This is a genomic window from Microbacterium testaceum, assembly GCF_003075375.1.
GTDB classification, from domain to species: domain Bacteria; phylum Actinomycetota; class Actinomycetes; order Actinomycetales; family Microbacteriaceae; genus Microbacterium; species Microbacterium testaceum_E.
Genome location: NZ_QDFT01000011.1, coordinates 63,457 through 88,016, shown reverse-complemented (window position 1 = coordinate 88,016; position 24,560 = coordinate 63,457). Strand labels below are relative to the sequence as shown.

Below are 24,560 nucleotides of genomic sequence, written 5' to 3'. Positions count from 1 at the left end.
CGCGACTTGGCTGGGTGTGGACGTGCAAGGACTGCAACGACTTCCGAGGGCCGTATGTCTTCGAGGATCAGGCAGAGGCCGCGCGTGACGTGCATGAGGGGCGTGTACATGTCCAGTAAGCACGCAACGCCTGAGTGGCGTAGAACCTGCCGCATCATCCGCAATCAGGTACGGGGTATCTGGTCACGCGGGGATGACGCCCAGTGCTGGCGCTGTGGTGGGCCTATCCCGGAAGGACTGCCCTATGACGTGGGGCACATAGACCCGCTAGGCGGTGAGGGTGTGGACAACGCAGCACCCGAGCACCGAGGCGAGAACAGGCGTGAGGGCGGGCGCATAGGCGCACGCATCACCAACGCACGAAAGAGCAAGACCACATTCCAAGGCCCAGCCTGGGCATAAGGAGAAGACATGTCATCAATCATCAAGATCGTAGAAGTATTCCGATCCGAGAAGTTCGGGAACGTCTACGGCGCTGAGGCTGTATCCGATGTCAAGAAGGACAGCATCCCCAACGTGACCAGCATGCGCCGATATCGGGACGACATCACCGAGGTTGAGGCAGGCCTTAGCTTCGGGTTCGGCCTGGACCCTGACCCCGGCCTGACTATCGGTCAGGTCTACACATTCGATGAGGACAACTAACCATGAACACAGTAGTAGAGCAGTACCTACGCAGCCAGCTTGAGAGCGTGGAGTATCGCGTGACGCTGGGCAAGAACAACGTGGCCAACATCACTGAGCAATTGGCTAAGGCTACGGCTGAGCTAAGCGAGTGGGAGGCAGAGGCCCAGGCATTGCGTGATGCCCTGCCCACCCAGGTACCCACGCCCACCCAGGGTGATGGGGACCAGGTACCCACCGATGAGGTAGCGCCTGAGGATAAGGAGGCCAGCGAGTGAGCAACAACGGACACCTCAACAAGAACGATGAGGTCTGTCTCATCCCGGCAGGTGACCGCGTATCGCGCGTACTGGATCAGTGGACCATCCAGCACAAGGAGGAAGTAGACAGTGTGCTCGGTCCATTCGGTCTGAGTAGCGCTGACCTACTCATGCCTGAGTGGACTCTGCTGTGCAAGGACGAAGAGTGTGAGCACCGCCGCATCATCAAGCGAGCCGAGGGCGACCCGACCTCGACTTTTTGAGGGAAGTCATAGCAACCCCCGCCTCCGGCTCATCACGCGTCTCTCTCCCCGACCGAGACCCGACCCCCGACCCTACCAGGAGCACCCCCATGGACCTGCCTGACCCCATCCTCAATCCCGACGTTGACGGGGAACTCCTGATCTATGTATCGGAGCTTCCCCGCTTCATTAGCGTGCTGCGCCCGGGCGATAAGGAACAGACCATCTATGACGTATCGGAGGGCACGCATGACAGCGGACCTACCCGATGAAGTAGCAGATCATCCGCTCCGCAAGGAGTCTGAGTGGCTAGCCAAGCGCGACTCAGGAATTGAACCGCTGTACCAGTCCGAGCTAGTGACCGACCAGGCCACCCGGGATGAGTTCCTGGTGGGGGCCTGGTTCCTGGGCCTTCTCGGCACCGTGCACCCGCAGATGCTCCGCGTAGCGGACATGCTGGCGCGCGGGCACCTCATGAACGCCGTGATTATGCCGCGCCGTTCGTCCAAGACCACCACTCTGTTTTGCATCCTCCTGGGCCGGTGCTACCTGAGGCCTGTACATCTAGCCGGGTTCACCCTTCTGACGACCCAGAAGAAGACCGCCGAGCGCTACCGGCTCGATATTTACAGCCCTATTTCGCGCCTCTTCCCCGACTCGACCGACCGTGAGGCCTTCGCTAAGGGGTCACCTATCAAGCTGGTGAAGTCCAACGGTGGAGAGCGCGTCGAGTTCCCCAACGGTTCGGTGCTGTCTGTGCTGTCCCCGGACGGTGACGCTATCCGTTCGGGTGCCTACGACACCCTCCTAGCCGACGAGGCGGGAGAGGCCAGCCCTGAGCGCTGGGAAGACGTCATCGGGGCCGTCATCCCGTCCTTCGACACGCGCCCTGACGGTCAGCTTGTGCTTGCCGGAACAGCCGGCGATTACCGGGGCGGCTCTGAGTTCTGGGCCACGCTGAACGATGAGCGCGCAGGGCGCGTGGCCTACATGCTCCCCGACGACATCGACCCCGAAGAGTTGGTGCGCTGGGAACCCGACGACGAGCACCCGACCGCACACGCCCGAGAGCTAACGCTACGGATGCACCCCGGTATCGGCACCCTGACCACCCTAGAGCGCATCCAGAACAGCTACGAGCGCCTGGGAGTCAAGAAGTACACCCGCGAATACTTCAACATCTTCGGCATGGAGGGGTCCAACACGGCCCTTCTGAGTGCTCCCAAGTGGTCCGCAGCGGCCCTGGCGCTGGGTGAATCGGGCATCACGCCGCCCAAGGTGTTCGCTCTGTCGGCCTTCGTGCACCCGGAAGCCGCCTGGGCATCCATTGCAGCGGCCTGGAAGGGCGATGACGGACGGGTACACACGGCCCTCTTGCATCACCAGGAAGGCGTTATTGGGTTCCGCACCAAGCTTCTGAGCCTCGCACGCAAGCACAACCGACCCATCACGTATGACGCGGGGTCGAATGCGACTGAAGTCGAGATGCGTCAGCTTCGTGAGTCACGGCCCGCACCACTTGAGCGACCGCTACTCACTCGCGATATCTCCCGCGCTGCCGTGCACTTCGTCAACCTCTTGAATGAGGACGGACTACGCCATTACGACCAGCAGGAGATGAACGGTGCCGCGGGTATCGCGGTGAAGCGCGCCTTTGGCCAGTCAGGCGGCTGGGCCTTCGGACGCCCCGATATCAAGAACCGCCCGAGTGACGATATCACGCCGCTAGAGGCGGCATCCATCGCCGCTTATGTCCTGGATGAGCAGCGCGCGAGTGGCGGTATTCCTCAGATCACTTGGGTTTAGTGCGTTTCGATAGCCCATTCCTATATGCGGTATAATGGAATAGTTAATCATTAACGCCCCCGTCCTTCTTCTCCTTCAGCGTCAGTCACGCCAAGAAGGGCGGGGGTGCCTGTAACGGAGATTCATCTTGGGTGTATTCACTAAGCGGAGCAAGTCGCTGGTCAGTGCACCCACAAACCTAGGCATTGTCTCTCCTTGGGCAGACCCGAACAGCCTTTCCCGCGCCATTATCGGTGACTTCCTGGACCAGGCTCCCTCCGAAATCATCACGCCTGACTTGGCCCTCCGCGTGCCTGAGGTCAACCGTGCGCTCCAGGCCCACACCGCTCTAGTCGCCCCGCTCAAGTACAGCGTGTGGCGTGACGGCGTTGAGGTCGAGCAGCCCCTTTGGGTCAACAACTCCGCCTCCGGTATCCCGCCCTTCATGCGTTGGACCGGATGCGTTAAGGACCTCTTCCTGTTCGGCTGGGCGCTCCTGGGCGCTGAGCTTGGCGCTGACGGCCTCCCCGTAGACCTCATCCACGTCCCCCGCGACCTCTGGGACATGGACTCAGACGGCAAGGTACAGGTGAAGGAAAGCGTTCCCGCCAACTACACGCAACGCCTCATCCTCATTCAGCTTGGCTCCAATGGTCTTCTCACCGATGGAATCGACTCGATCCGCCAGGCGCGCAAGCTGGAGCACGCCCGCCAGGCCCGCCTAGACACGCCTCCCGCGGCCACTGAGCTTCACGTCACCGACAAGCAGTACGACGAGATGCAGCCCGAGGAAATGGCGGCACTGGCGAAGAACTACGCCGAGCAGCGCAATAAGCACGCCGTGTCTGTGACGCCCTCCTACCTGGAGGTCAAGGACCACCAGGACAGCCAGGTGGACCTCTTTGAGTCGGGGATGAACTCGCTTCGTCTTCAGCTAGCCATGCACTCTGGCGTGCCCGCGAACTTCCTTGAGGCGGGCAAAGAGGGCGGTTCCAACGGTCAGATGACCTACACGAATGAGAACGGCAAGGCGTCTGAGCTTTGGGTGTTCGGTTCGGCCCGCTTTGCCTACGCAATCACCGCACGTCTGTCTATGGATGACGTTGTGGGACCCAACGCAGAGGTCCGCGCTGACCTCTCTGAGTTCATGGTGTCGGCCCCGGACAACGTTCTGACGGCTGAGTCACCCGTAGAAATCGAGGACATCAATGTCTGAACGAACATCCCAGCCCGTGGAGTTCCCACGGGGTGACAACACCCACACCGCAGAGGCCGGTGTCTTTAGCCGAGTCGCTGACTCACGCCTCATCCGGGGCTTGCTCCTTCCGTTCGGAGAGTTGAGCCGCCCCAACCAGTCCGGCAATGAACCCATTGAGTTCTCCGCCGACAGCATCGAGCTTCCCCGTGACTCCACCGTGGTCACGCTCAACGTCGAGCACGACCGCTTCAACCCGATTGGTCGCGCTGTCTCCCTGGAGAAGACGGACGCGGGAATCGTCGCTGAGTTCGCCATTGCGGACACAGACGAGGGTGACGCCTACCTGGCGAACCCCGTACGCAAGCTGAGCGCCGAGGTCGCGGGCATCGTCCGCGAGGGCGCACGCGCACTCAAGAGCCGCCTGACCGGTGCCGCTGTCGTCAAGGACGGCGCTTTTGCCTCAGCCGCTCTCTTTTCTGTCGCCCCCGATGAGGCCCCTAAGCCTGAGCCGCTGAGCGGCGACGCCCTGGAGGCCCTTCTTGCCTACGTGCGCCTGGTGCACGAGGGCGCACAGCGCGTCATCGCTGACGCCGAGGCGGCACAGACCGCCCTTACCGAGACCACTCCTGACGAGGTTTCGGCCTCTCCGGAGGCCACGCCTACAGCCGCCCCGGCTGAGGAATCCACATCAGACGAAACCAAGGAGTTCTCCATGTCTGAGACCAATGAGGCTGGGGCACAGGTCCCGGCAACCCTCATGGGTAACGCACCCGCCAAGAAGGCCGACGTGGATATGCACGCCGTCTTCTCCGCTATGGCATCGGTCAAGTCCCGCTCGCTGGACAACGCTGACGCTGAGACCATGCTGGCCGCTCTGGCTGACGTGACCACCCCGGCTCACGTTACGTCGGGCGCTATCCCGCAGACCTTCACGGGCAAGCTGTGGCAGGGCAAGCGCTACACGCAGCGCTACATCTCGCTGGCAAACCACCAGCAGGGCGGCATCGCTCTGGGTGGCCGCAAGGGCTTCAAGATCGCCCAGGGCACCGCCCTGGTCAAGGAAATCTCTGGTGCCGCGCAGAAGGTCGAACTTCCCACCGGTAACGCCACGACCTCGACCGTCTCCAGCACGCTCCGCAAGTTCGGTTACGCCGCCGACGTGGCCTTGGAGTGGCAGTACCTCGACGGTGGCGCAGATGTCATCCAGGCCTTCTTTGAGGGTGTTGTTGACAGCGCTGCCAAGGTCATCGATGAGTCCGCGCTGGCCGACATCTTCACGGTCGCTTCGCGCAACTCTGCCGCTCTGGACCGCCTGGTTGCTCCCGGTACTTACCCCACCCAGTACCCCGCCGCCATGGGTCAGCTTATCCAGGGCATCGACCTGGTTTCGGACAACGGCGATGACGCATCGTTCGCAATCGTCAACCCCACCGCCTGGAACCAGCTTCTCTACACGCCCAAGGACCTGGTTCCTGAGTTCGTGGAGTTCGCCGTTGGTATCGGCACGGGCGAGGCCAGCACCGGCAAGGTCCGCGTGGTCAAGGCTCCCCAGTCCTTCTTCACCGGCACCGTTGCCACCGCGCCTCAGATGATCGTTGGCGCGCGTAACGCTATCGAGTTCCGTGAGGTGCACGCCAACATCGAGGCCCTTGAGGTCGCGAAGTTCGGCGTTGACCGCGCACAGGTCGCCTTCCTGGAGACCTTCGTGGTTCGTCCGGAGTCGCTGTCGCTTATCGGCACCAAGCCGTAAGCGGATAGGGGCGTACTCAATGGCTAAGTGGTTCTCACTGGAAACCCCGGCAGAGGTGGAGCGATTCACCGCTGCCTGGGGTTCCCATGACGCGCCCACGGACGAGCTAGGCGGATTCCTCCTAGAGATTGCCCGGGAACAGGTCATCGAGTACGCCCCTGCCGGTTCGGTCGGCTGGCCCGCTGACGGAGGTGCCTACAAAGAGCCTTCGTCGGCGCTGGTCTACGCGCAACTCCAGCAGGCACGCAACCTCTGGAACGCGGGACAGGCAGGCTCCGACGGCGCTATCGGCACCGAGGGATACAGCTTCACGCCGCGTCCACTCGATAAGACCATCCGCTCAATTATCCGCCCTAGCAAGGGAGTACCCAGTGTCTTCTAACTCCCTCAGCGAGGCGCGCAAGTACCTACAGGGTGCACTCACTCAGGGCCTTCCTAAGGACTGGGTAATCACCGACATCGAGAAGGCGGGCGACACGTTCCGCAAGCTCACCGTCACCTATGAGCAGGGCGACATCGTAGCCAACATCTCAGGCGGCGAGCTTCCCCCGGGCGTTATCGGTCTGGAGTTCACTCTGAACCTCATTACCCCGGAAAAGGACGGCGATAAGGCCCTGACTCGCCTGGGTGATGCTGCCGTAGAACTCGCGTTCCTTCTCGATTCTCTTCCGCAATTGGTCTGGGACAACGGCTCCCGTTTCCGCCTGGAGGCAGGCGAGAGCGGCTATCGCTTCCCCATCACCGTTCTAGTCACCTATTCACCCGCTCCTGAGGAGGAGTAATCATGGCCGTAGTAGTCAACAAGACCTTCCTGAACAAGGCAACCATCACCATTGGCGCAGACGAGTACACGAACGCATTCCGTGACCCGGCGCTGACGCCCACCACTCCTGAGGTGTCGGTCATCGACGCATCCGGTACGGCTGTCCCGCTGAACGGCAAGAGCACCTGGGTATTCACGGGCGTTCTGTACCAGGACTGGACCTCCACCGGTCTGGCTAAGTCCTGGTTCACCAATGAGGGCAATGAGGCAACCATCAAGCTCATCCTCCCCGGTACCCAGGGTGTCTTCACCTTCAAGGTTCTCCTGAAGGCCCCCACCATCGGCGGTGCAACCAACGCTGCCGCTGAGTCCGCCGTGTCGCTGAACGTCTCCGGTACTCCGGTCTGGAGCGCGTCCTAAGCATGGTCCGGAGCATTTCGCTCCTGGTGGAGTCCCCGTTGTCGGTCCTCGCGCAGGCAATGCGGGAGGTCCCAACGGAGACAAAGAAGTTCATCGGTTCCGAGACCAAGAAGGCCGCACAGCCTATCTGGTTCGACGAACTCAAGGGACGCGCTCTATCGCGTGTCCAACAGCGGGTGCTAGTCGATTCCGCCCGCGTCAGTGCTACAGCGCGAAACGTCACGCTGAAGTCTGGCGCGGTCGGAAAGCTCCGATCCGGTACCCCTGTCATCGCCCTTTCCAGTGCCGCTGAGTTCGGTATGTCTCCGCAGAAGCAGATCACGCAGCGGTCCAAGAAGGGCAAGACCTACACCCGTAAGGCTGGCCCGACATTCGGCGCTCCACGCCGTAGCGGGAACGTGGTCTATCCCGCAGCCAACGATTCAATCCCGCGCTTTGCGTCCCTCTGGATTCAGACCGCACACCGAGCACTTCACGACGCCGCAGAAAAGGGGTGACCTATGGCCAAGGCACATCAGATTGCCATTGCGTCTGAGACTGGCGCGTTCGAAAAGGGCATCAAGTCCGGCGTCATCCAGCCGCTAGAGGACGCCGAGAAGGCGCTAGACGGCCTGGCGAAGAGCAAGGGTGCGGACGGTCTGGACCGCTCCATGGAGCAGGCCCAGGACAGCACCAAGAAGCTCAAGAAGGAAATCAAGGAAACCGCCGACGCTATCGACCAGGACTTCCGGGCCGGGTACGCGAAGATGAAGACCTCCGCTCAGGACGCTTCCGACAGCGCGGGCCGTAGCCTTCACAGCGTTTCGGACTCTGCCGCTGAGGCATCCGGCGAGCTTACGCAGAACCTGGGCGAAACCTTCTCGTCCTTCCGTGGCGACATGGAAGACCTCCCGCAGATCGCGCAGGATGTCTTTGGTGGTCTGGCTGGCTCTGTCGGCGGTCTGGGTCCCGCGTTCGCTCTGGCCGCGGGTGCTGCCGGTATCGGTCTTCTCATCAACGCCTTCAACACCGCGGGCGAAGAGTCCGACGAGTTCAAGCAGCGCGCCGCCGAACTCGCACAGGCGTACATCGACGCGGGCGGTGAGGCCGCACCGGCTATCGAGGACATCGCGGACGCTATCCGTGAAATGGCCACCGCCACCGAAGAGGGCGTGACCAACCTGGAAGACCTCCGCGATGTCGCGGACAAGTCGGGCAACAGCTACGAGGACCTGGCTAAGGCCATGGCGGGCGACGTAGACGGCCTCAAGGAGAAGCTCCGCGCCGGAGAAGAGCGCCTGAAGCAGCTCCAGGAAGAAGGCTCCGCCTACGACCAGAACAATGAGAAGGCGGGACGCTCCCTCCAGACCATCACGGACCAGACCGAGGGTCAGCGTCAGTACAACGACTATCTGCGCGAGGCTTCCGCTGCCGCTGAGTCTGCCGCCCAGGCAGAGAAGAACTGGGTAGAAGCGGGCGGTGAGCAGCTACAGATCAAGGCCGAGCTAGTCGACCAAATCTCTGACGCCTATGACGGTGTGCGCGACTCCGCTATCAACGCGGCTACGTCCGAAGACGGCGTGTTCAACGTCGATGCCTGGGCCGAGAAGGTCGAGCAGTCCAAGGGCCAGGTCGAGCAGTACAAGGCCAACATCGCCTCCATCAAGCTCAGCAGCGACCAGTGGCGCAACCTCATGGAGATGCCTGAGGACGCGCGTATGGCGGTCGCCGCATCGCTCGCGCAAGGCCCCGAAGAGGCCAAGGGCAAGATCATCTCCGCCCTGACCGACGCGGGTGCATCCGCCGCGTCCGGTGCCCAGGTGTCCTTCGATGAAGGCTTCAATCCTGAGGCCGATGTCGAGGTGACCGCGGACACTTCCGAGGCTGAGCGGAAGCTCAAGGAGACCGCCAAGAAGCGAGACACCGAGATTGCCGTCAAGGCGACAGGTGTCGATGAGGTCAACCGCGCCCTAGACGCCGCCTCCCGCGAGCGCGTCGGCAAGGTCCGCCTCATCGTGGACGACACCGCCGTCCGTAACTACGTGCCGCCCATCAAGACGCAGGTTGTCCGCATGCGACCGCAGTACACGGAGTAACCCATGCCCCACACCATCACCGCCAACAACGGTACGGGCACAACCACGCCCGCCGCTATCGAGGGATACAACCCTTCGCGAGAGTCCCGCAACATCATCTACGACCTCCTGGACGGCTCCATTGCCGTGGTCTACGTTGCGCCGCGCCCGCGCTCGGGAACGCTCAAGATGCTCTACCGCAACCAGGCCGACGCCTTCGCCGCGTACAACCTCCACGCCTCACCCACGGCGTTCACGCTGTCCTCCACCGACCTTCCGGCTATCGGTATGTCCTACGTCCTGGATGGGGCGCTGGACATCGACGTGGACGCAGAGATGGGCCTGTGGTGGGTCTCTGTCGGCTTCCAGGAGGTGTGACCCGTGGTGCTTGAAGTCATGCCTTCCGCCAAGGCGCAAATCCAGTTCCCCTTACCCATCGTGGTCACCCCTGGTGTCACGCTCTGGGCCTCCAACTTCGACGCATGGCCCGCCGCTCTCAGCACGTCCGCGCTCCGCTACTGGAGCAACACGGGTGTGAGCAACAGCCAGGGTGCCGAGTGGGACCGCTCCAGCGCTGGTGGGTCTCAGCAGGTCGGCACGCTGACCGGTCTGACCATCGGACGCAGCTACACGTTCCGCGCCGTCGTCAAGGGTGCGGCGGCTGGGGCCACGTTCTACATGACCGCTGCCGGTACGTCCTCCGCCAGCGCCCCGCTGACCACCAGCTACGCCGCGCGTGCTCTGACGTTCACCGCCACCGCGACCTCACACGCCCTGACGTTCTACGTCAGCACCACCGCCAAGGTGTACCTGGATGATGTCAGCTTCGAGGCGGGCACCGTCATTGCCTCCAGCGTGGACCTCCCGGTGGCTGAGGGTGACCTGTCGCTGGACCGTTCCCGCGTGCCCTATGCCGTGTCTCGCGTCACCGTGCCCTCCATCAACACCGCCCTTCCGGAATCGCTCAAGCCCCTGGACGGTCAGCGCGTCAAGCTCACCGCCCAGGCCCAGGGCCGCTGGGGCACGACCGAGCCGACGTACAGCAGCTACGCGCGCATCCGCCAGAACACCTTCTTTGACCCGCGCGGTACATCGACCTCCCAGAACTACTGGGTGGCCTCTGGCTTCAACCTGAGCCTCCGCACGGACATGGGTAACCCCACGCCTACCGCCGTCCGCTTCACGCGCACCACAACCGCCGCTGCCCGCGTGTCTGTGGTGGTCGGTACCGGCTTCCCCCAGTTCGCCTCAGGCGTTCGCATCCTCGCGACCGTTCGCGCTTCCGTGGCCATGCCTGGCACTCAGGTCTACTCACGTCCGACCGCATCGTCCGCGACGAGCCAGGTTCTCCTAGGCACCGTCAACATTCCCGCGGGTGTCTCCGAAATCGACGTGACCGGTACGCCGCACTCCGGGACCAACTCGACCTCTGCCGGAATCTCCCTGACCTTCCCCACCGTCACCACCACGGGCCAAACACTCGACATCACCCGGGTCATCGTCGAGCGCAAGCCCGACACGCTGCCCGCGCCGTACTTCGACGGTGGCACGGTGAGCACCGACCCGCTGGTGACGTACCAGTGGGACGGCCTGGGTACCGCACCCAACCGCATGAGTTCGATCCTGACCCGCACCGTCACCGTGCCGGGTGTGCCGGTGTGGATTCCGTCCGACACCCGCACCTTCGACATGGCGATGCTGAGCCGTGAGGTGAGCCACGACGGGCGCAGCGTGGACCTGGAGCTAGCGACCGATGAGGCGTTGCTCATGAACTACTCCACGCTCACGGACGACTACGAGCCGATGCAGCGCCAGGACTCGCTCCGCAGCATCGTCAATTACGTCCTGGACCGCGCTATCCCCGGCGCTCAGCTACAGGCCACGGGTGCCGCCGACCGTCCATTCAGCGTGCTCTCCGACTCGACCAACCTGGTGCTGAACCCGCGCATCACGGACCTGGCCCCGCACAACGCATGGAACGTCTCGCGTATGTATGACACGACTTGGCCCGGTACCCACAACGGCGTCCCGGTCAACGGCGTGCACCTGTACAACCCCACGGGCCAGGACTCCTACGTGGAGGTTGGGTCAGGAACCCAGGCCGCGGGTATGCAGCCCGGACGCACCTACACGGCGTCAATGGAGGGGTCCGTACGTACCGTCATCGGCGGAACGAACTGGGAGCGTCAGCGCGCCCTGGTGATGCACGCCTACAGCCCCACCAACGGCTACTCCATCTGGAACAGCGCGAAGATTCCGAACGCTGCCGGGTCCTCAGCGCGCGTATCCATCACCTTCACGATTCCCAGCGACGCCACCCAGTGGTTCCTCCGCGCCTACCACGGTGGCTCTAGCGGCACGATCACCTGGGCCAAGCCCCGCGTGTCCGAGACACACAAGTACAGCGGCCCGCACAACATCGACTTCTTCAATGGTCAGGGTCCCAACACCTCCGAGTACGCCTACTCATGGTCTGGCGCGTCGGACAACTCCGCATCCCGCCGCTTCTCGCTGATCGATCGCGCGCCCGACCTTCTCGTCTGGCGTGCCGGTGAGAGCGCGTGGGACTTCCTGGAGACGCTGAAGAACGCCGCGGGCCTCCGCCTGTTCTGTGACGAGCAGCGCCGCTGGTGGCTGGTGGACGGTGCGGAATGGGACGTGCCCGGACGTGTCAGCGTGCGTGCCAACAACACCATTGAGGGCACCGACATTGTGGACGCTGCCGGGGATTCCGCCGCACAGGGCGTCATCGCGCGCTTCTCGTGGCGAGACACCGAGGGCAACCAGAAGACCAAGGATGACGTGGCCGGTAACGCGGGCCGCGCGCTCCTGGTCGAGTTCGACCGCCCCTATCCGGGACCGGGAACCGCCGCCGCAATCCTCAGCCGCCGCGCGGGTCAGGGCCGCACCCAGGACGTGACGATCCTGAGCGACCTGAGCGTGACCCCGGGCCAGGAAATCAGCATCACGCTCCCCGGCACCGAGAACCAGCTAGGCACCCTCCAGTCCGCGCAATTCGACCTAGCCAACGGATCGATGCGCCTGGAGTCCACAGGCCTCACCGAGGTCACCCCCGGCTCCTGGCTGGCAGAGGACCCCGCCAACACCTGGAGCACCACACCCGATACCCGTACATGGGCCAATTCCTAAGGAGACATCATGGCCATTGGCGATGACGCAGCGAGCGAGGGCTACTCACTAGTCCCGGACACCGGCGAGGACGGCAAGGTCCGCTACGGCGCGCGCTGGATCAATGACACGCGCGACCTCATCGCGCGACTCAAGAAGCAGTTCCCGCGCAAGATCACGGTCAGCCCCACGGCACCCGCCAACCCTCAGGTGGATGACGTGTGGATTAAGCGAGTGTGACCCATGGTCTCTTCGTTCGGTGACCTCAACGGTGCCGGTAACCAGCAAATCTGGATCGAGGTACGCCGCACAGGGCAGGACTGGGGCGCGAACCGCACGGACTACTGGGGCGAGGTCCGCTACTACGGCAACGGATACGGCTCCTGGGACAACCGCGGCGGTGCGTGGGGCTGGGAGGCCAACTTCGGTGGTGCCTACGTCGGCGGGCGCTTCAACGTGCCCTTCGACCAGCGCTTCCAGCAGTACCACGTTCTCTGGGCGGGCAACTTCTCGCGCTACCACGACGGTGAGGGCTGGCTGGGTGGGTTCTACTCATCCGCCTGGATCGACACCGACCACACCAACATTGGTGACGGTGGCGCGAACGTCACGGAGGAACCCGCTCCGCGCATCCCGCAGATTCCCGCAGCGCCTCACAGCTTCTCCACCGTCAACATCACGCCCACATCGTTTGGTGTCAACTACGCCCGCGGCGACAACCGTGGTGCGGGCATCGAGCAGGACCAGGCAATCTGGCGTCGAGTCTCAGACGGCGCGGACGTGTGGGATGACGGAGGCCCGAACGGCTACACCTCACCCGCCAACGGTGCGGGACCCCGCCTGACACCGGGTACCGAGTATGACGTGTTCGTGCGCTCGCGCAACGTACGCGGTTGGGGTCCGTGGGGCGGTCCGATCCGCGCCAAGACCCTGTCCGGTGCCTACGTCTGGAATGGCTCCGCCTGGGCACCCACCGAGGTTTTCACCTGGAATGGGTCCGCGTGGCAAACCGCCGAGGTCAACACCTGGACCGGCTCGGGGTGGAGCGCCGCTGGCTGACATTCGGTATGCACGTGGTTGATGTTTTTCTGTCTACAAGTGGGCCGTCAAGCTCGGCCCCCTCGTGCCGGGGCCGGTGCTGCTCGACGCGTTCGAACTCGCGCGCGACATCCGCACCCTCGACATGGAGGCCTCTCCCTACGATCTGACGGCCTGGGGTTACGGTTCGGTCGCCATCGAGACCCCCGAGGGCAAGGCCGTCTACGTGGCGCGTCAGCGTGCCCTCAGCGCTCGCGGTCAAGCGCTGCGGCAGCGCCTGATCGACGCCGTCGCGGCGACCGACGACACGCCCGGCGGCGTCGATTTTTCTCCCCCGCGAACTCTGTTGTAAGCTCATGGAGTTGCCTCCAACGGGGCGGAAAACAAAAGAACGGGCCTGTGGCGCAGCTGGTAGCGCACCTGCATGGCATGCAGGGGGTCAGGGGTTCGAGTCCCCTCAGGTCCACCCAGAGAGAAAGCCCCCGCTTCGGCGGGGGCTTTCGTCGTTCCCGGACGTGGTGAAAGGCGGACCCGGACGCCGGGGTCTCGGCATCCGGATCCGCCTCGCGTACGTCAGCGCGACGCCACCGTCTCGCGGGTCCTCTTGTGCGCGGCTTCTTTCATGACGAGTTCGTCGTCGAGCCAGTTGGGCGCCTTGTTGCGCAGCGCGAAGATGTAGACCGCCAGCGAGACGGCGATGATGAGCGTGACGTAGACGATGAACATCGGCACCTGTTCGGTGGACTGCGCGCCGGCGTACAGCAGCGGCGCGGTCCCGCCGAACAGCGAGTTGGCGAGGGCGTACCCGAGGCCGACGCCGAGAGCGCGTACGTGCGTCGGGAACAGCTGCGCCTTCACGAGGGCGTTGATCGACGTGTATCCGGTGAGGATGACGAAGCCGCCGAGGAGGATCGCGAATGCGGCGAACTCGTTCGTCTGCTGCGGAAGCATCGTGATGAGGAACCAGGTGTACAGCACTCCCCCGACGCCGAAGAACACCAGCAGCGTCTTGCGTCCCACCTTGTCGCTCAGCCACCCGCCGAGAGGCTGCATGAGCATCAGGGCGGTCAGGGCGATGAGGTTGATCACGGTGCCCGTGACGACGTCGCCGCCCGAGAAGGCCGTCTTGACGATGTTGGGGCCCGTGACCGAGTAGGTGTAGAACGCCACGGTGCCGCCCGCGGTGACCGCGAAGCACAGCAGGAGCGGTCGCCAGTTGTTGACCAGCAGGTCGCGCATCGAGCCCGAGTCCTTCGAGCGGCCGGCCTTGTTGTCGGCCAGCACGTGCTTCTCGAGCGACTCGTCCATCGTGCGACGCATCCAGAACACGGCGACCGCGGCGACACCGCCGATGGCGAAGGCGACGCGCCAGCCCCACGCGGTGATCGCCTCTTCATCGAGGGTCAGGACCATGACGAGCAGGGTGGTCTGGGCGAGCACGTGGCCACCGACCAGGGTGACGTAGTGGAACGACGAGAGGAAACCGCGGCGCCCGGGCATGGCCGCCTCCGACATGTACGTCGCGCTCGTTCCGTACTCGCCGCCGGTGGCGAAGCCCTGGACCAGACGGGCGAACACCAGGATGACGACGGCACCGGCGCCGATGGCCTCGGCGGTCGGCGCGAAGGCGATGACCAGGGAGCAGAAGGCCATGAGCGACACCGAGACGGTGAGCGACAGGCGGCGGCCGTACCGGTCGGCGAACCGGCCGAAGAACCATGAGCCGATGGGACGCATGAGGAAGGTGACGGCGAAGATCGCCCACACGTAGATGGTGGAGTTCTTGTCGTCGGAGCTGAAGAACTGCGATTCGAAGTAGACCGCGAAGACGGAGTAGACGTAGACGTCGTACCATTCCACGAGGTTGCCGGCCGAGCCTTTGAGCGTGTTCGAGATGGAGCGCCGCAGGCTCGTGGGGATCGTCGTCGTCGTCGACATGTGAATCCGATCGGTCGAGGGTCGGTGGTCGTCGCGTCGCCGCCGTCGAGAAGAGTTCCCGGCAGCGGCGACGAGACGTACGGGCCATGGTGCCCGCCGTCGACGCGACACGTCCGGATCCTTACAGTCGCCTTACATTCGTCGACCTCGTGCGCCGGGGGCCTGTGCCTACCATGGAGCATGCACGTACTCGTCGCCGAGGACGACGACTCCGTCGCCGCAGCCCTCGTCTCGGCCCTCGGCCGAGCGGGCCACACGTGCTCCCGGGTGTCGCGGGGCAGCGACGTGCTCTTGCGGCATCGCGACGCCCAGGCGGTGCTCCTCGATCTGGGCCTCGAGGACCGCGACGGCCTCGACGTCCTGCGCGATCTGCGCGAGCTCAGCCCGATCCCGGTCCTCGTGGTCACCGCCCGCGGAGACGAGCGCTCCACGGTCCGCGCCCTCTCGCTCGGTGCCGACGATTACCTCGTCAAGCCCGTCCGCCTGCACGAGCTGCTCGCGCGCCTGATCGCCGTCACGCGTCGGTACACCCCGCCGGAGGAGCCGACCCGTGTCGAGACCTCCGCCGTGTCGATCGACATCGACGCTCGCCGCGTGAGCGTGGCGGGACGCGAGGTGGCGCTCACGCCGAACGAGTTCGGCATCCTGCTCTCGCTCACCCGCCGGGCGGGGACGGTGGTCAGCCGGCGCGTGGTCCTCGACGAGGTCTGGGGCGACGCCTACGCCGCCTCGTCGCGCTCCTTCGACGTCCACCTGGGCCAGGTCCGTCAGAAGCTGCCCGAACTGACGATCACGACGGTGCGCGGTTTCGGATATCGACTCGAGGATGCCGAGTGAAGCTGCGCGTGCTCCTCCCCCTGCTCGTGTTCGGCCTCATCGCCGTCGTTGCGGTGCTGATCCCCTCGGCCCAGTCGATCGCCGACTCGCGGACGCAGCAGGTCGCCCTGCAGCGGCAGGCCTCGCTCGACCAGGTCGTGCAACGCGCCCGCACGGCGCTCGTCCAGGGCGGGACCTCGGGGCTGCAGGCCTACCTCGATCGCTTCTACGCGGTGTACGGCGAGGCCGTGCTCGTGCTCGACGAGAGCGGCGATCCCGTCGCCTCGGCGGGGGGCCTGTCGCCCGATCTCGACGTGCGCGCGATCGCGGGCGCGGCCTCGCGGGCGATCCCGCAGGTGTCGCTGCCGCGGGTCGCGCCCTGGGCGCCGGATTCCGCGCTGGTCGCCGTCCCCGTGATCGCCGCCGGCGATCTGTCGACGGGGGTCGTCGTGCTCGAGGTCGATCTCGTGCCGGCGAAGACCGAGGTGGGTGCGGCGTGGGCGCTCGTGGTCGTCGTGGGACTGCTGCTGCTCGCCGCGCTCATGGCGGCGTCGCTGTGGTGGACGCGATGGATCCTGCGGCCCGTCCGTGCCCTGGACTCTGCTGTGGCCGCCCTCCGGGCGCATCGCGGGCCGGTTCCGCTGCGGCCGTCCGGACCGCCCGAACTGCGTCGGCTGAGCCGTGCCTTCACGACGATGACCGCCGAGGTCGAGAACACCCTCGAGCAGCAGCGCGGCTTCGTCGCCGACGCCTCGCACCAGCTGCGCACACCCCTGGCGGCCATCCGGCTCCGCGTGGATTCGCTCCCCCGGGATCCGGATGCCGCGGACGACCTCGCCGCGGTCGACCACGACCTCGATCGTCTCGAGCACACCGTCGAGCGGATGCTGACGCTCGCGAACGCGGAGCACCGCGCCTCGGCCTCTCGCCACGGCGTGGACGTCGCGCGGGACGAGGGGGCCGAGCGGGAGTGCCGGGTGTCGGCATCCGATCTGGGCCGGCCCCACCGTCCACGATTGGATGCCGCGGGCCTCGAGCTCGACGCGGCGGACGAACCCGTCTGCACCGTCCCGTGCGGGCGGGCGGACCTCGACGAGATGGTGCAGGTCCTGCTCGACAACGCCGTGAACTACGCCGGGAGCGGGGCGCGCGTCCGACTCGCCCTGCGCGCGGACGACGGGTCGGTCGCGGTGCGCGTCGACGACTCGGGGACGCGGCTGGGCGACGGCGACCTCGAGAACATGGGCACGCGGTTCTGGCGTGCCCGGACGCACCGCTCGACGCCCGGCACCGGTCTGGGATTGGCGATCGTGGCCGAGCTGATGCGCGCGGGCGGCGGTCACCTCCGCCTCGAACGGTCCGATCTCGGCGGCCTCGGCGCGCGCCTCGAGTGGAGCCGACCGTGACGGCCCTGAGCCGCCGCGCCTTCTTCTCGGTCGTCGCCGGCGCGAGCATCGCTTCTCTCGCCGCCTGCAGTCCGTCGACGACCAGCCCGCTAATTCTCGGGTGCGGAGAGCCGGGCGGCAGCTACCTGGAGTTCGGCGAGCTGCTCGCCGCGGCGACGCGGACGTCGAGAGCCGTGGCCATCCGTCCGCTGGCCACGGAGGGCAGCATCGACAACCTCCGCCTGCTGAGCGAGGGCCGCGTCGATCTCGCCCTCGCGCTCGTGGACGCGGCAGCCGAGGCGGGCGGCGACGTCGTCGCCATCGGCCGCGTCTACCAGAACTACCTGCAGTGCATCGTCCGCGCCGACAGCGGCATCTCGCGGATGTCCGATCTCGCCGGACGGATGGTGTCGCTCGGCGCTCCGGGGTCGGGTGCAGCCGCGACCGCTCGACGCGTCCTCGTCGCCGCCGACCTCGACCCGGCCACGGCGTCGGGACCGGCGACGGTGGAACGCTCGTTCCGCGAAGCCGTCGATGATCTCGCCGAGCGCCGGATCGACGCCTTCTTCTGGTCGGGCGGGGTCCCGACCCCGCAGATCGCGTCTCTCGCCGCGCGCGTCCCCGTTTCGGTCATCGACACGACCACCGCCCTCGACGCCCTGGTGGCGCGGTACCCCGATGTCTACGCCGCAACGACCATCCCCTCGGGTGTCTACGGCGCGGAGCGCGCGGTCCCGACGGTCGGCGTCGCCAACCTGCTCCTCGCCCGGGCCGACCTGTCGGCCGAGCTGGCTCGCGCTCTCGTCGACGCGCTCATCGACGACGCCCCCGCCCTCGTGTCGCCCGATGCGCTCGGCATCCAATACCTGACGCCCGCGAGCCTCATCGACACGATGCCCGTCACTCTGCACCCCGCCGCCGAGCGGCGGTATCGGGAGCGATACGGCTGAGGGGTTGCCGCGAGCAGAACGACGAACGCCCCCTGCCGGTCGGCAGAGGGCGTCGGCGATGTGCGCCTTACTCCGCGGCGTTGGCCGGGGTGGGCAGCTCGATCGGAACGACCGGGCAGTCCTTCCACAGGCGCTCGAGGCCGTAATAGACGCGCTCCTCTTCGTGGAACACGTGGACGACGAGGTCGCCGAAGTCGAGGAGCACCCAGCGCGACTCCTGGCGTCCCTCGCGGCGCAGGCGCTTGTGCCCCGCCTCGAGGAGCTTCTCCTCGATCTCGTCGGCGATGGCCGCGACGTTGCGCTCGTTGCGCCCCGTCACCAGCAGGAAGATGTCGACGAGAGGAAGGGGCTCGGAGACGTCGAGGGCGACGATGTCGTCGCCGCCCTTCGCGTCGGCGGCGATCGCGGCGATCTGCGCCATGTCGCGGCCGTTGTCGGTGGCTGTCATCGGAAGACTCCTGTCGTGAAGGCGAGCACGAGAGTGACGGCCACCGCCAGCGCGAGAGCGCCGGTCGTGATGATGAGGCCGACGAGGAGCTTGCTCCCCTTCTCGGGCGCCGGCGGGCGGATGATCTCGCCCGGTTGCTTGACGGTGCTGATCGCGGCGCTGGCGGCGATCGGCGTGGGGGACGAGGCGGGCGGGAGCTCGCCGTCGAGGAGCACCGCGTCGGCATCGCGGCCGTCGGTGGTGCCGGGTGCGTGACCGACCGATCCGAGACCCTCGGGGAGCTCGAACGTACCGGTGATCATGATCTCTCCCGTCGCGGTGACCGGGCCCACCAGCGGGACGCCGGTGGGGGTCTGCGACAGGATGAGGGCGTTGGGGGTCGACACGGCGCCGGTGGAACCGGTCTGACGTGCCAGCAGCTGGTCGAACGAGTCGGGCAGCGAGACCTCGGGGGCCGCGCCCTCGAGCAGCTCGGAACCGAGCGCCGGGTTGACCACTGACGGCGCGGGGGCCTCGGCGCGGTCGCTCACGGCGTTCTCGGCCGTCTCGGACACCGCGGGGCGGAAGATCGGGGGCAGGGGCGACTCGGCGACGTCCTGGTCGTCGTCGACGCGGGCGGTCGGGGCCGCGGAACGCGCCGAGGACGGCTCGAGGTCGGGGCTGATGATCGGCACGGCGGCGGTGCGGATCTTCTCTTGCGCCCGCACCTGACGTCGGGTGAGACCCGACACGCCGAAGTCGGCGCTGGCGTCGTAGTCGTCGAACACCGAGGGGCGCAGGGCCGGTTCGGCGAGAGCGGGGGCGAAGCTCTGCGGCAGCGGCTGCTCGTCGGCGACCGCCTTCTCGGTGGTGAAGTCGGCCTCGGAGCCCTCGGCCGCGTCGTCAGCCGACGGACCGGCGTCCACGGGCTCGTCGCGGACCGCGGGCTCGGTGGGCTCGTCGACGGGCGCGGGGGTCTCGACCGCGGGCTCCGTCTCGCGCACCGCGGGCTCGGCGGGAGCGGTCGCCGCCGCCTCTTCCGCCTCGGCGCGCGCCGCGGCATCCCGAGCCTCGGCCTCGTGCTCCGGCGTGATGATCGGCGTCGCGCCGGTCTGGCGCAGCTCGCGGAGCTGACGCCGGGTCAGCGGAGGGTTCTCGGGGTTCTCGGAAGTGCTCATGCCTGACTCCGGTAGAGGTGGTGCTTCGCGATGTACTGCACGACGCCGTCGGGCACGAGGTACCACACGGGGTGTCCTCGGCGCACACGGGCGCGGCAGTCTGTGGACGAGATCGACAGGGCCGGGATCTCCAGCTGGCTCACGTTCTTCGAGGGCAGGCCCTCGGTGGTCAGCACGTGCCCGGGGCGGGACACGGCGACGAAGTGCGCGAGGTCCCAGAGCTCATCGTGGTCACGCCACCCGAGGATCTGGGCGACGGCATCGGCCCCGGTGATGAAGAACAGCTCGGCGCCCGGCCGCTGCTCCTGCAGATCCCGCAGGGTGTCGATCGTGTAGGTGGGGCCGGCCCGGTCGATGTCGACCCGGCTGACGGTGAACTGCGGATTGGATGCCGTGGCGATCACCGTCATCAGGTAACGGTGTTCGCTCTCGGTGACGCCCTCTTTCTGCCACGGACGCCCGGTCGGGACGAACACGACCTCGTCGAGGTCGAACGATTGCGCCACCTCGGACGCCGCGACCAGGTGACCGTGATGGATGGGATCGAACGTCCCACCCATGACCCCGATGCGAGGGGCGCGCGTCACCGACATACGGTGGGCCTCAGTGGCCGTGCGCCTCGGGGGTGGGCGTCCCGTGCTTCTGGGTGTACGCCTCGGCCTTGTGCGCGTGACGGTTGGCCACGTTGCGGTACGACAGGGTCACCAGGCTCAGGACGACGAAGACCACGAAGGCGATGACGCCGAAGACGAAGGTCTCGGCCTGCACGTTGCCGCCGTGGTGTCCGCCTTCTTCGGCGGCGTGGGCGAGAAGTGAGGCGAAAGTCATCAGTGCTCCGTTCGAGTGGGGTGCGCAAAGCGCGTTGCCATTTTAGGCGGTCAGGCGCGTACCTGGCCGTCGCCGCGCCCGAGCCACTTGGTGCTCGTGAGCTCGGCGAGACCCATGGGTCCGCGGGCGTGCAGTTTCTGGGTCGAGATGCCGACCTCGGCGCCGAAGCCGAACTCCCCTCCGTCGGTGAACCGCGTCGAGGCGTTGACCAGCACGACGGCCGAGTCGACCTCGGCGAGGAAGCGGTCGGCGGCCGCCTGGTCCGACGTGACGATCGACTCGGTGTGGTGCGTCGAGAACCGCCGGATGTGCGCGAGCGCGTCGTCGAGGTCGTCGACCACCCTGACCGCGAGGTCGAGCGTTCCGTACTCGCGGGCCCAGTCCTCGTCGGTGGCGGCGACCACGCGCTCGTCGTGCGCGCGCGTGTCCTCGTCGCCGTGGATCGTGACACCGGCGTCGGTGAGGGATGCCAGCAGCTCGGGCAGCAGGCGATCGGCGGCCGCACGGTGCACCAGCACGGTCTCGACGGCGTTGCACACGCTCGGGCGCTGCACCTTGGCGTTCAGGACGATGTCGCGTGCCCAGTCGTCGCGCGCCGAGACGTCGAGGTAGACGTGCACGACGCCCGCCCCCGTCTCGATCACGGGGACCGTGGACTCGGTGACGACGGTCTCGATCAGCCCGGCGCTGCCGCGCGGGACGAGAACGTCGACCAGGCCCCGCGCGTTCATCAGCGCGCGGGCGCCGTCGCGACCGAAATCGTCGACGGTCTGGATCGCCTCGGGGCTGAGGCCGCGAGCCTGCAGGGCGTCGCGCATGACCGCGACGAGCACGGCGTTGGTGCTCTGGGCCGCCGAACCTCCGCGCAGGACGACCGCGTTGCCCGAGCGCAGGGCGAGCGAGGCGATGTCGACGGTGACGTTGGGTCGCGCCTCGTAGATCGAGCCGACGACGCCGAACGGCACCGCGACCTTCTGCAGGCGCAGGCCGTTGGGCAGCGTGCGCTCGTCGAGCACGCGCCCGACCGGATCGGGCAGCCGGGCGACGTCCCGCACGGCCGCGGCCAGCGATGCGACGCGGGGTGCGTCGAGACGCAGGCGATCCAGCAGCGCCTCGCCGATGGCATCCGTCCGCCCCCGCTCGAGGTCGTCGGCGTTGGCGGCCACGATCTCGTCGGTGCGGGCCACGAGGGCGTCGGCGATCGCACCGAGCACCTCGGCCTTACGCGAGGCATCGAGCAGGGCGACCTCGCGCGCCGCGTCCTTGGCCAGACGCAGGCGCTCGTCGACGGAGGCGGCGATCACGGTCATGCGCTCAGTGTACCGGCGCGCCCACAGCGCCCACGGGGCCGGTGGCCAGGGTGACGGGGTCGGGATTGGGGGCGAACCACGTGCCCACCGCAGCGCCTTCGAGGGCGGATGCCACGAGGTCGGCGCTGGTGACGAGCACGCCGACACCGGCGGTCGACGCGAGCTTCGCGGCCGAGGCCTTGGTCGCCGCTCCCCCGGTGCCGACGCCGTTGACCACACCGGCACCGAACTCGAAGTCGGCTAGGTCGTCGCCCCAGGCCACGTCGTGGATCGGCCGGGCGCCCGGCTCGCTCGGCGGGCGGGTGAACAGCGTCTCGATGTCGCTCAGCAGCACGAGCGCATCGGCGCCGATCAGCTGCGCGACGAGCGCCGCCAGGCGGTCGTTGTCGCCGAAGCGGATCTCGTGGGTCGCGACGGTGTCGTTCTCGTTGACGATCGGAAGGATGCCGAGACCCAGCAGCCTCTCCATGGCGCGGCGCGCGTTCGAGCGGTGCGTGGCGTTCTCGAGGTCGCCCGCGGTGAGCAGCACCTGCCCCGCGAGCAGACCGAAGCGGTCGAGCGAGGTCTGGTAGCGCCACATGAGGACGTTCTGCCCCACTGCGGCGGCGGCCTGCTGCGTCGCGAGGTCGTGGGGACGGCCCTCGAGGTCGAGCAGCGGCAGGGCCGTCGCGATCGCGCCCGAGGACACCAGGACCACCTCGGTGCCGGTTCCCCGCGCGCGCGACAGCGCCTCGACGATCGTGTCGATGCGGTGCGCGGCGTCGCCGCTGATCGACGACGAACCGACCTTGACCACGACGCGGGCGGCGCCGGGGATGTCGGCGCGCGTCGTCGCGGTCACCGGGCCTCGTCCTCGACGTCGGATACGGCAGTGCCCGCGGCCGAGGAGTCGCCGTCCGCGCCGATGCCCGCGGCACGCGCCGAGAGGCGCTCGGCCTCGAGCTCGGCACGGGCGTCGGCCTTGGCATCCATGCGCTCGTGGTAACGCTCGCGGCGCTCGTTCGTCGTGCGACGCGTGCTCTGCAGCAGACGCGGGTCGGTACCGCGCGGTGCGGTCATGAGCTCCGCGGCGGACGAGAGCGTGGGCTCCCAGTCGAAGACGATGCCGTCGCCGGGTCCGATGACGACGGTCGCACCCGCGACCGCGCCGGCGGCGAACAGACCGTCTTCGACGCCCAGGCGCGCGAGGCGGTCGGCGAGGTAGCCCACGGCCTCTTCGTTCTGGAAGTCGGTCTGCTGCACCCACTTGACGGGCTTGTCGCCCAGGATGCGGTAGACGGGACCGTAGGTGCCGCCCTCGACCTTGATGGTGAAGTCCTTCTCGGAGCCGCGGGGGCGGATGACGACGCGCTCGGCGGGAGCCTGGTCGATCGTGGCGAGGCGGTGCTGCTCGACGACCTCGCCCAGGGCGAAGGTGAGTTCGCGCAAGCCGGCGCGGCTGACCGTCGAGATCTCGAACACGCGGAACCCGCGCGCCTCGAGGTCGGGGCGCACGAAGTCGGCGAGCTCGTGCGCCTCGGGGACGTCGACCTTGTTGAGGGCGACGATCTGCGGACGCTCCAGCAGCGGCACCTGTCCGTCCGGGACGGGGTAGGCGGCCAGCTCGGCCAGGATGACGTCGAGGTCGCTCAGGGGGTCGCGGCCCGGGTCGAGCGTGGCGCAGTCGAGCACGTGCACCAGCGCCGTGCAGCGCTCGACGTGGCGCAGGAACTCCAGGCCCAGGCCCTTGCCCTCGCTGGCGCCCTCGATCAGCCCGGGGACGTCGGCGATCGTGTAGCGCGCGTCTCCGGCCTGCACGACGCCGAGGTTGGGGTGCAGCGTCGTGAACGGGTAGTCCGCGATCTTGGGGCGTGCCGCCGACACGGCCGCGATGAGACTGGACTTGCCGGCCGACGGGAAGCCGACCAGCGCCACGTCGGCGACCGTCTTGAGCTCGAGGACGACGTCGCCCTCCCAGCCCGGGGTGCCCAGCAGCGCGAAACCGGGGGCCTTGCGCTTGGGCGACGCCAGCGCGGCGTTGCCGAGGCCGCCCAGACCGCCCGGGGCGGCGACGAAGCGCATCCCGGGGGTGAGCATGTCGACCAGGACGTTGCCGTCGGGGTCCTTCACCACCGTGCCGAGCGGGACCGGAAGCTCCTGGTCCTCGCCCAGGGCACCCGAGCGGTGGTCGCCCATGCCGAACCCGCCGTTGCCCGCGGAGCGGTGCGGCGAGTGGTGGTACGACAGCAGCGTCGTGACCTGGGGGTCGGCGACGAGCACGACGTCCCCGCCGCTTCCGCCGTTGCCGCCGTCGGGACCGGCCAGGGGCTTGAACTTCTCACGGCGCACCGAGACGCAGCCGTTGCCGCCCTTGCCCGCACGCAGGTGCAGGGTCACGCGGTCGACGAAGGTGACCATGACGGGTCCTTCCGGGAAGGGTCGGGTTCGCCGACGAGGGAAAAGAAAGAGGGGGCAGGCAGTGCCCA

General features: G+C 67.0%; 26 protein-coding genes, 1 tRNA gene and 1 pseudogene. 20 read left to right on the top strand and 8 right to left on the bottom strand.

Annotated elements, in window-relative coordinates; translation table 11 throughout:
* Positions 1-411 precede the first annotated feature (411 nt).
* The 17 genes and pseudogenes from DC432_RS06645 (at position 412) to DC432_RS06575 (ending at position 13,729) form a co-directional block, all read left to right on the top strand.
* Positions 412-645 (top strand): hypothetical protein, encoded by a 234-nt coding sequence (locus DC432_RS06645; RefSeq protein WP_116537190.1) that lies wholly within the window; start codon positions 412-414, stop codon positions 643-645.
* 2 nt (positions 646-647) lie between these two features.
* Positions 648-902 carry a hypothetical protein gene (locus tag DC432_RS06640; protein WP_116537189.1) on the top strand — a complete coding sequence of 85 codons (255 nt, stop codon included), beginning with the start codon at positions 648-650 and terminating at the stop codon, positions 900-902.
* A complete protein-coding gene (locus DC432_RS06635; protein WP_116537188.1) occupies positions 899-1,147 on the top strand; it encodes a hypothetical protein in 249 nt (82 codons plus the stop codon). The genes DC432_RS06640 and DC432_RS06635 overlap by 4 nt, the downstream gene beginning before the upstream one ends.
* Before the next feature lie 89 nt (positions 1,148-1,236).
* Complete coding sequence (locus DC432_RS16360) at positions 1,237-1,398, top strand: hypothetical protein (RefSeq protein WP_165801206.1); 162 nt, start codon at positions 1,237-1,239, stop codon at positions 1,396-1,398.
* Complete coding sequence (locus DC432_RS06630) at positions 1,376-2,932, top strand: hypothetical protein (RefSeq protein WP_207770770.1); 1,557 nt, start codon at positions 1,376-1,378, stop codon at positions 2,930-2,932. Before DC432_RS16360 ends, DC432_RS06630 begins: the two co-directional genes overlap by 23 nt.
* A 127-nt stretch (positions 2,933-3,059) precedes the next feature.
* Positions 3,060-4,127 (top strand): hypothetical protein, encoded by a 1,068-nt coding sequence (locus DC432_RS06625; protein ID WP_133177896.1) that lies wholly within the window; start codon positions 3,060-3,062, stop codon positions 4,125-4,127.
* Between the two features lie 121 nt (positions 4,128-4,248).
* Complete coding sequence (locus DC432_RS06620) at positions 4,249-5,859, top strand: hypothetical protein (RefSeq protein ID WP_133177895.1); 1,611 nt, start codon at positions 4,249-4,251, stop codon at positions 5,857-5,859.
* 19 nt (positions 5,860-5,878) lie between these two features.
* Positions 5,879-6,241, top strand: coding sequence for a hypothetical protein (locus tag DC432_RS16160; RefSeq protein ID WP_133177894.1), 363 nt, complete (start codon positions 5,879-5,881; stop codon positions 6,239-6,241).
* Positions 6,231-6,641 (top strand): hypothetical protein, encoded by a 411-nt coding sequence (locus DC432_RS06615; protein WP_116537184.1) that lies wholly within the window; start codon positions 6,231-6,233, stop codon positions 6,639-6,641. Before DC432_RS16160 ends, DC432_RS06615 begins: the two co-directional genes overlap by 11 nt.
* 2 nt (positions 6,642-6,643) lie before the next feature.
* Positions 6,644-7,042: a hypothetical protein gene (locus DC432_RS06610; protein ID WP_116537183.1), complete on the top strand. Its 399-nt coding sequence runs from the start codon at positions 6,644-6,646 to the stop codon at positions 7,040-7,042.
* Between the two features lie 500 nt (positions 7,043-7,542).
* A complete protein-coding gene (locus tag DC432_RS06605; protein WP_116537182.1) occupies positions 7,543-9,117 on the top strand; it encodes a hypothetical protein in 1,575 nt (524 codons plus the stop codon).
* A 3-nt stretch (positions 9,118-9,120) separates the two neighbouring features.
* Positions 9,121-9,474 carry a hypothetical protein gene (locus DC432_RS06600; protein WP_116537181.1) on the top strand — a complete coding sequence of 118 codons (354 nt, stop codon included), beginning with the start codon at positions 9,121-9,123 and terminating at the stop codon, positions 9,472-9,474.
* A 3-nt stretch (positions 9,475-9,477) separates the two neighbouring features.
* Positions 9,478-12,246 carry a hypothetical protein gene (locus tag DC432_RS06595; RefSeq protein ID WP_116537180.1) on the top strand — a complete coding sequence of 923 codons (2,769 nt, stop codon included), beginning with the start codon at positions 9,478-9,480 and terminating at the stop codon, positions 12,244-12,246.
* Between the two features lie 9 nt (positions 12,247-12,255).
* On the top strand, positions 12,256-12,465 hold the full coding sequence (locus DC432_RS06590) for a hypothetical protein (protein WP_116537179.1): 210 nt from the start codon (positions 12,256-12,258) through the stop codon (positions 12,463-12,465).
* Positions 12,466-12,468: 3 nt separating this feature from the next.
* Complete coding sequence (locus DC432_RS06585) at positions 12,469-13,284, top strand: fibronectin type III domain-containing protein (protein WP_116537178.1); 816 nt, start codon at positions 12,469-12,471, stop codon at positions 13,282-13,284.
* Positions 13,285-13,315: 31 nt separating this feature from the next.
* Positions 13,316-13,615, top strand: a pseudogene (locus DC432_RS06580) (3-methyladenine DNA glycosylase); the annotation flags it as partial.
* 41 nt (positions 13,616-13,656) lie between these two features.
* Positions 13,657-13,729 (top strand) — tRNA-Ala (locus DC432_RS06575).
* 107 nt (positions 13,730-13,836) lie between these two features.
* Here DC432_RS06575 and DC432_RS06570 read toward each other — a convergent pair.
* On the bottom strand, positions 13,837-15,201 hold the full coding sequence (locus tag DC432_RS06570) for an MFS transporter (RefSeq protein WP_116537177.1): 1,365 nt from the start codon (positions 15,199-15,201) through the stop codon (positions 13,837-13,839).
* A gap of 180 nt (positions 15,202-15,381) precedes the next feature.
* Between DC432_RS06570 and DC432_RS06565 the strand changes: the two genes are divergently transcribed.
* From DC432_RS06565 to DC432_RS06555, 3 genes are read left to right on the top strand one after another with little or no spacing between them, the layout of a single operon-like run.
* Positions 15,382-16,038, top strand: a complete 657-nt coding sequence (locus DC432_RS06565; RefSeq protein WP_116537176.1) for a response regulator transcription factor — start codon at positions 15,382-15,384, stop codon at positions 16,036-16,038.
* On the top strand, positions 16,035-17,423 hold the full coding sequence (locus tag DC432_RS06560) for a sensor histidine kinase (RefSeq protein ID WP_116537175.1): 1,389 nt from the start codon (positions 16,035-16,037) through the stop codon (positions 17,421-17,423). The genes DC432_RS06565 and DC432_RS06560 overlap by 4 nt, the downstream gene beginning before the upstream one ends.
* On the top strand, positions 17,420-18,352 hold the full coding sequence (locus tag DC432_RS06555; protein ID WP_165801205.1) for a TAXI family TRAP transporter solute-binding subunit: 933 nt from the start codon (positions 17,420-17,422) through the stop codon (positions 18,350-18,352). The genes DC432_RS06560 and DC432_RS06555 overlap by 4 nt, the downstream gene beginning before the upstream one ends.
* Positions 18,353-18,419: 67 nt before the next feature.
* Here the strand turns inward: DC432_RS06555 and rsfS are convergent, their stop codons facing one another.
* The 7 genes from rsfS to obgE are packed head-to-tail and all read right to left on the bottom strand — an operon-like array spanning position 18,420 to position 24,492.
* Positions 18,420-18,800, bottom strand: coding sequence for a ribosome silencing factor (gene rsfS, locus DC432_RS06550; protein ID WP_108319592.1), 381 nt, complete (start codon positions 18,798-18,800; stop codon positions 18,420-18,422).
* Entirely contained in the window at positions 18,797-19,957 is a 1,161-nt protein-coding gene (locus DC432_RS06545; RefSeq protein WP_116537173.1) for a hypothetical protein, read from the bottom strand. Before DC432_RS06545 ends, rsfS begins: the two co-directional genes overlap by 4 nt.
* Entirely contained in the window at positions 19,954-20,550 is a 597-nt protein-coding gene (nadD, locus tag DC432_RS06540; protein WP_116537172.1) for a nicotinate-nucleotide adenylyltransferase, read from the bottom strand. The genes DC432_RS06545 and nadD overlap by 4 nt, the downstream gene beginning before the upstream one ends.
* Positions 20,551-20,560: 10 nt before the next feature.
* Complete coding sequence (locus DC432_RS06535; protein ID WP_108319598.1) at positions 20,561-20,785, bottom strand: hypothetical protein; 225 nt, start codon at positions 20,783-20,785, stop codon at positions 20,561-20,563.
* A gap of 50 nt (positions 20,786-20,835) precedes the next feature.
* Complete coding sequence (locus DC432_RS06530; protein ID WP_116537171.1) at positions 20,836-22,095, bottom strand: glutamate-5-semialdehyde dehydrogenase; 1,260 nt, start codon at positions 22,093-22,095, stop codon at positions 20,836-20,838.
* A 4-nt stretch (positions 22,096-22,099) separates the two neighbouring features.
* Positions 22,100-22,936: a glutamate 5-kinase gene (gene proB / locus DC432_RS06525; RefSeq protein ID WP_108319602.1), complete on the bottom strand. Its 837-nt coding sequence runs from the start codon at positions 22,934-22,936 to the stop codon at positions 22,100-22,102.
* The gene (gene obgE, locus DC432_RS06520) at positions 22,933-24,492 is read right to left on the bottom strand and encodes a GTPase ObgE (RefSeq protein ID WP_116537170.1); all 1,560 of its coding nucleotides are present in this window, start codon (positions 24,490-24,492) and stop codon (positions 22,933-22,935) included. Before obgE ends, proB begins: the two co-directional genes overlap by 4 nt.
* Between the last annotated feature and the right edge of the window lie 68 nt (positions 24,493-24,560).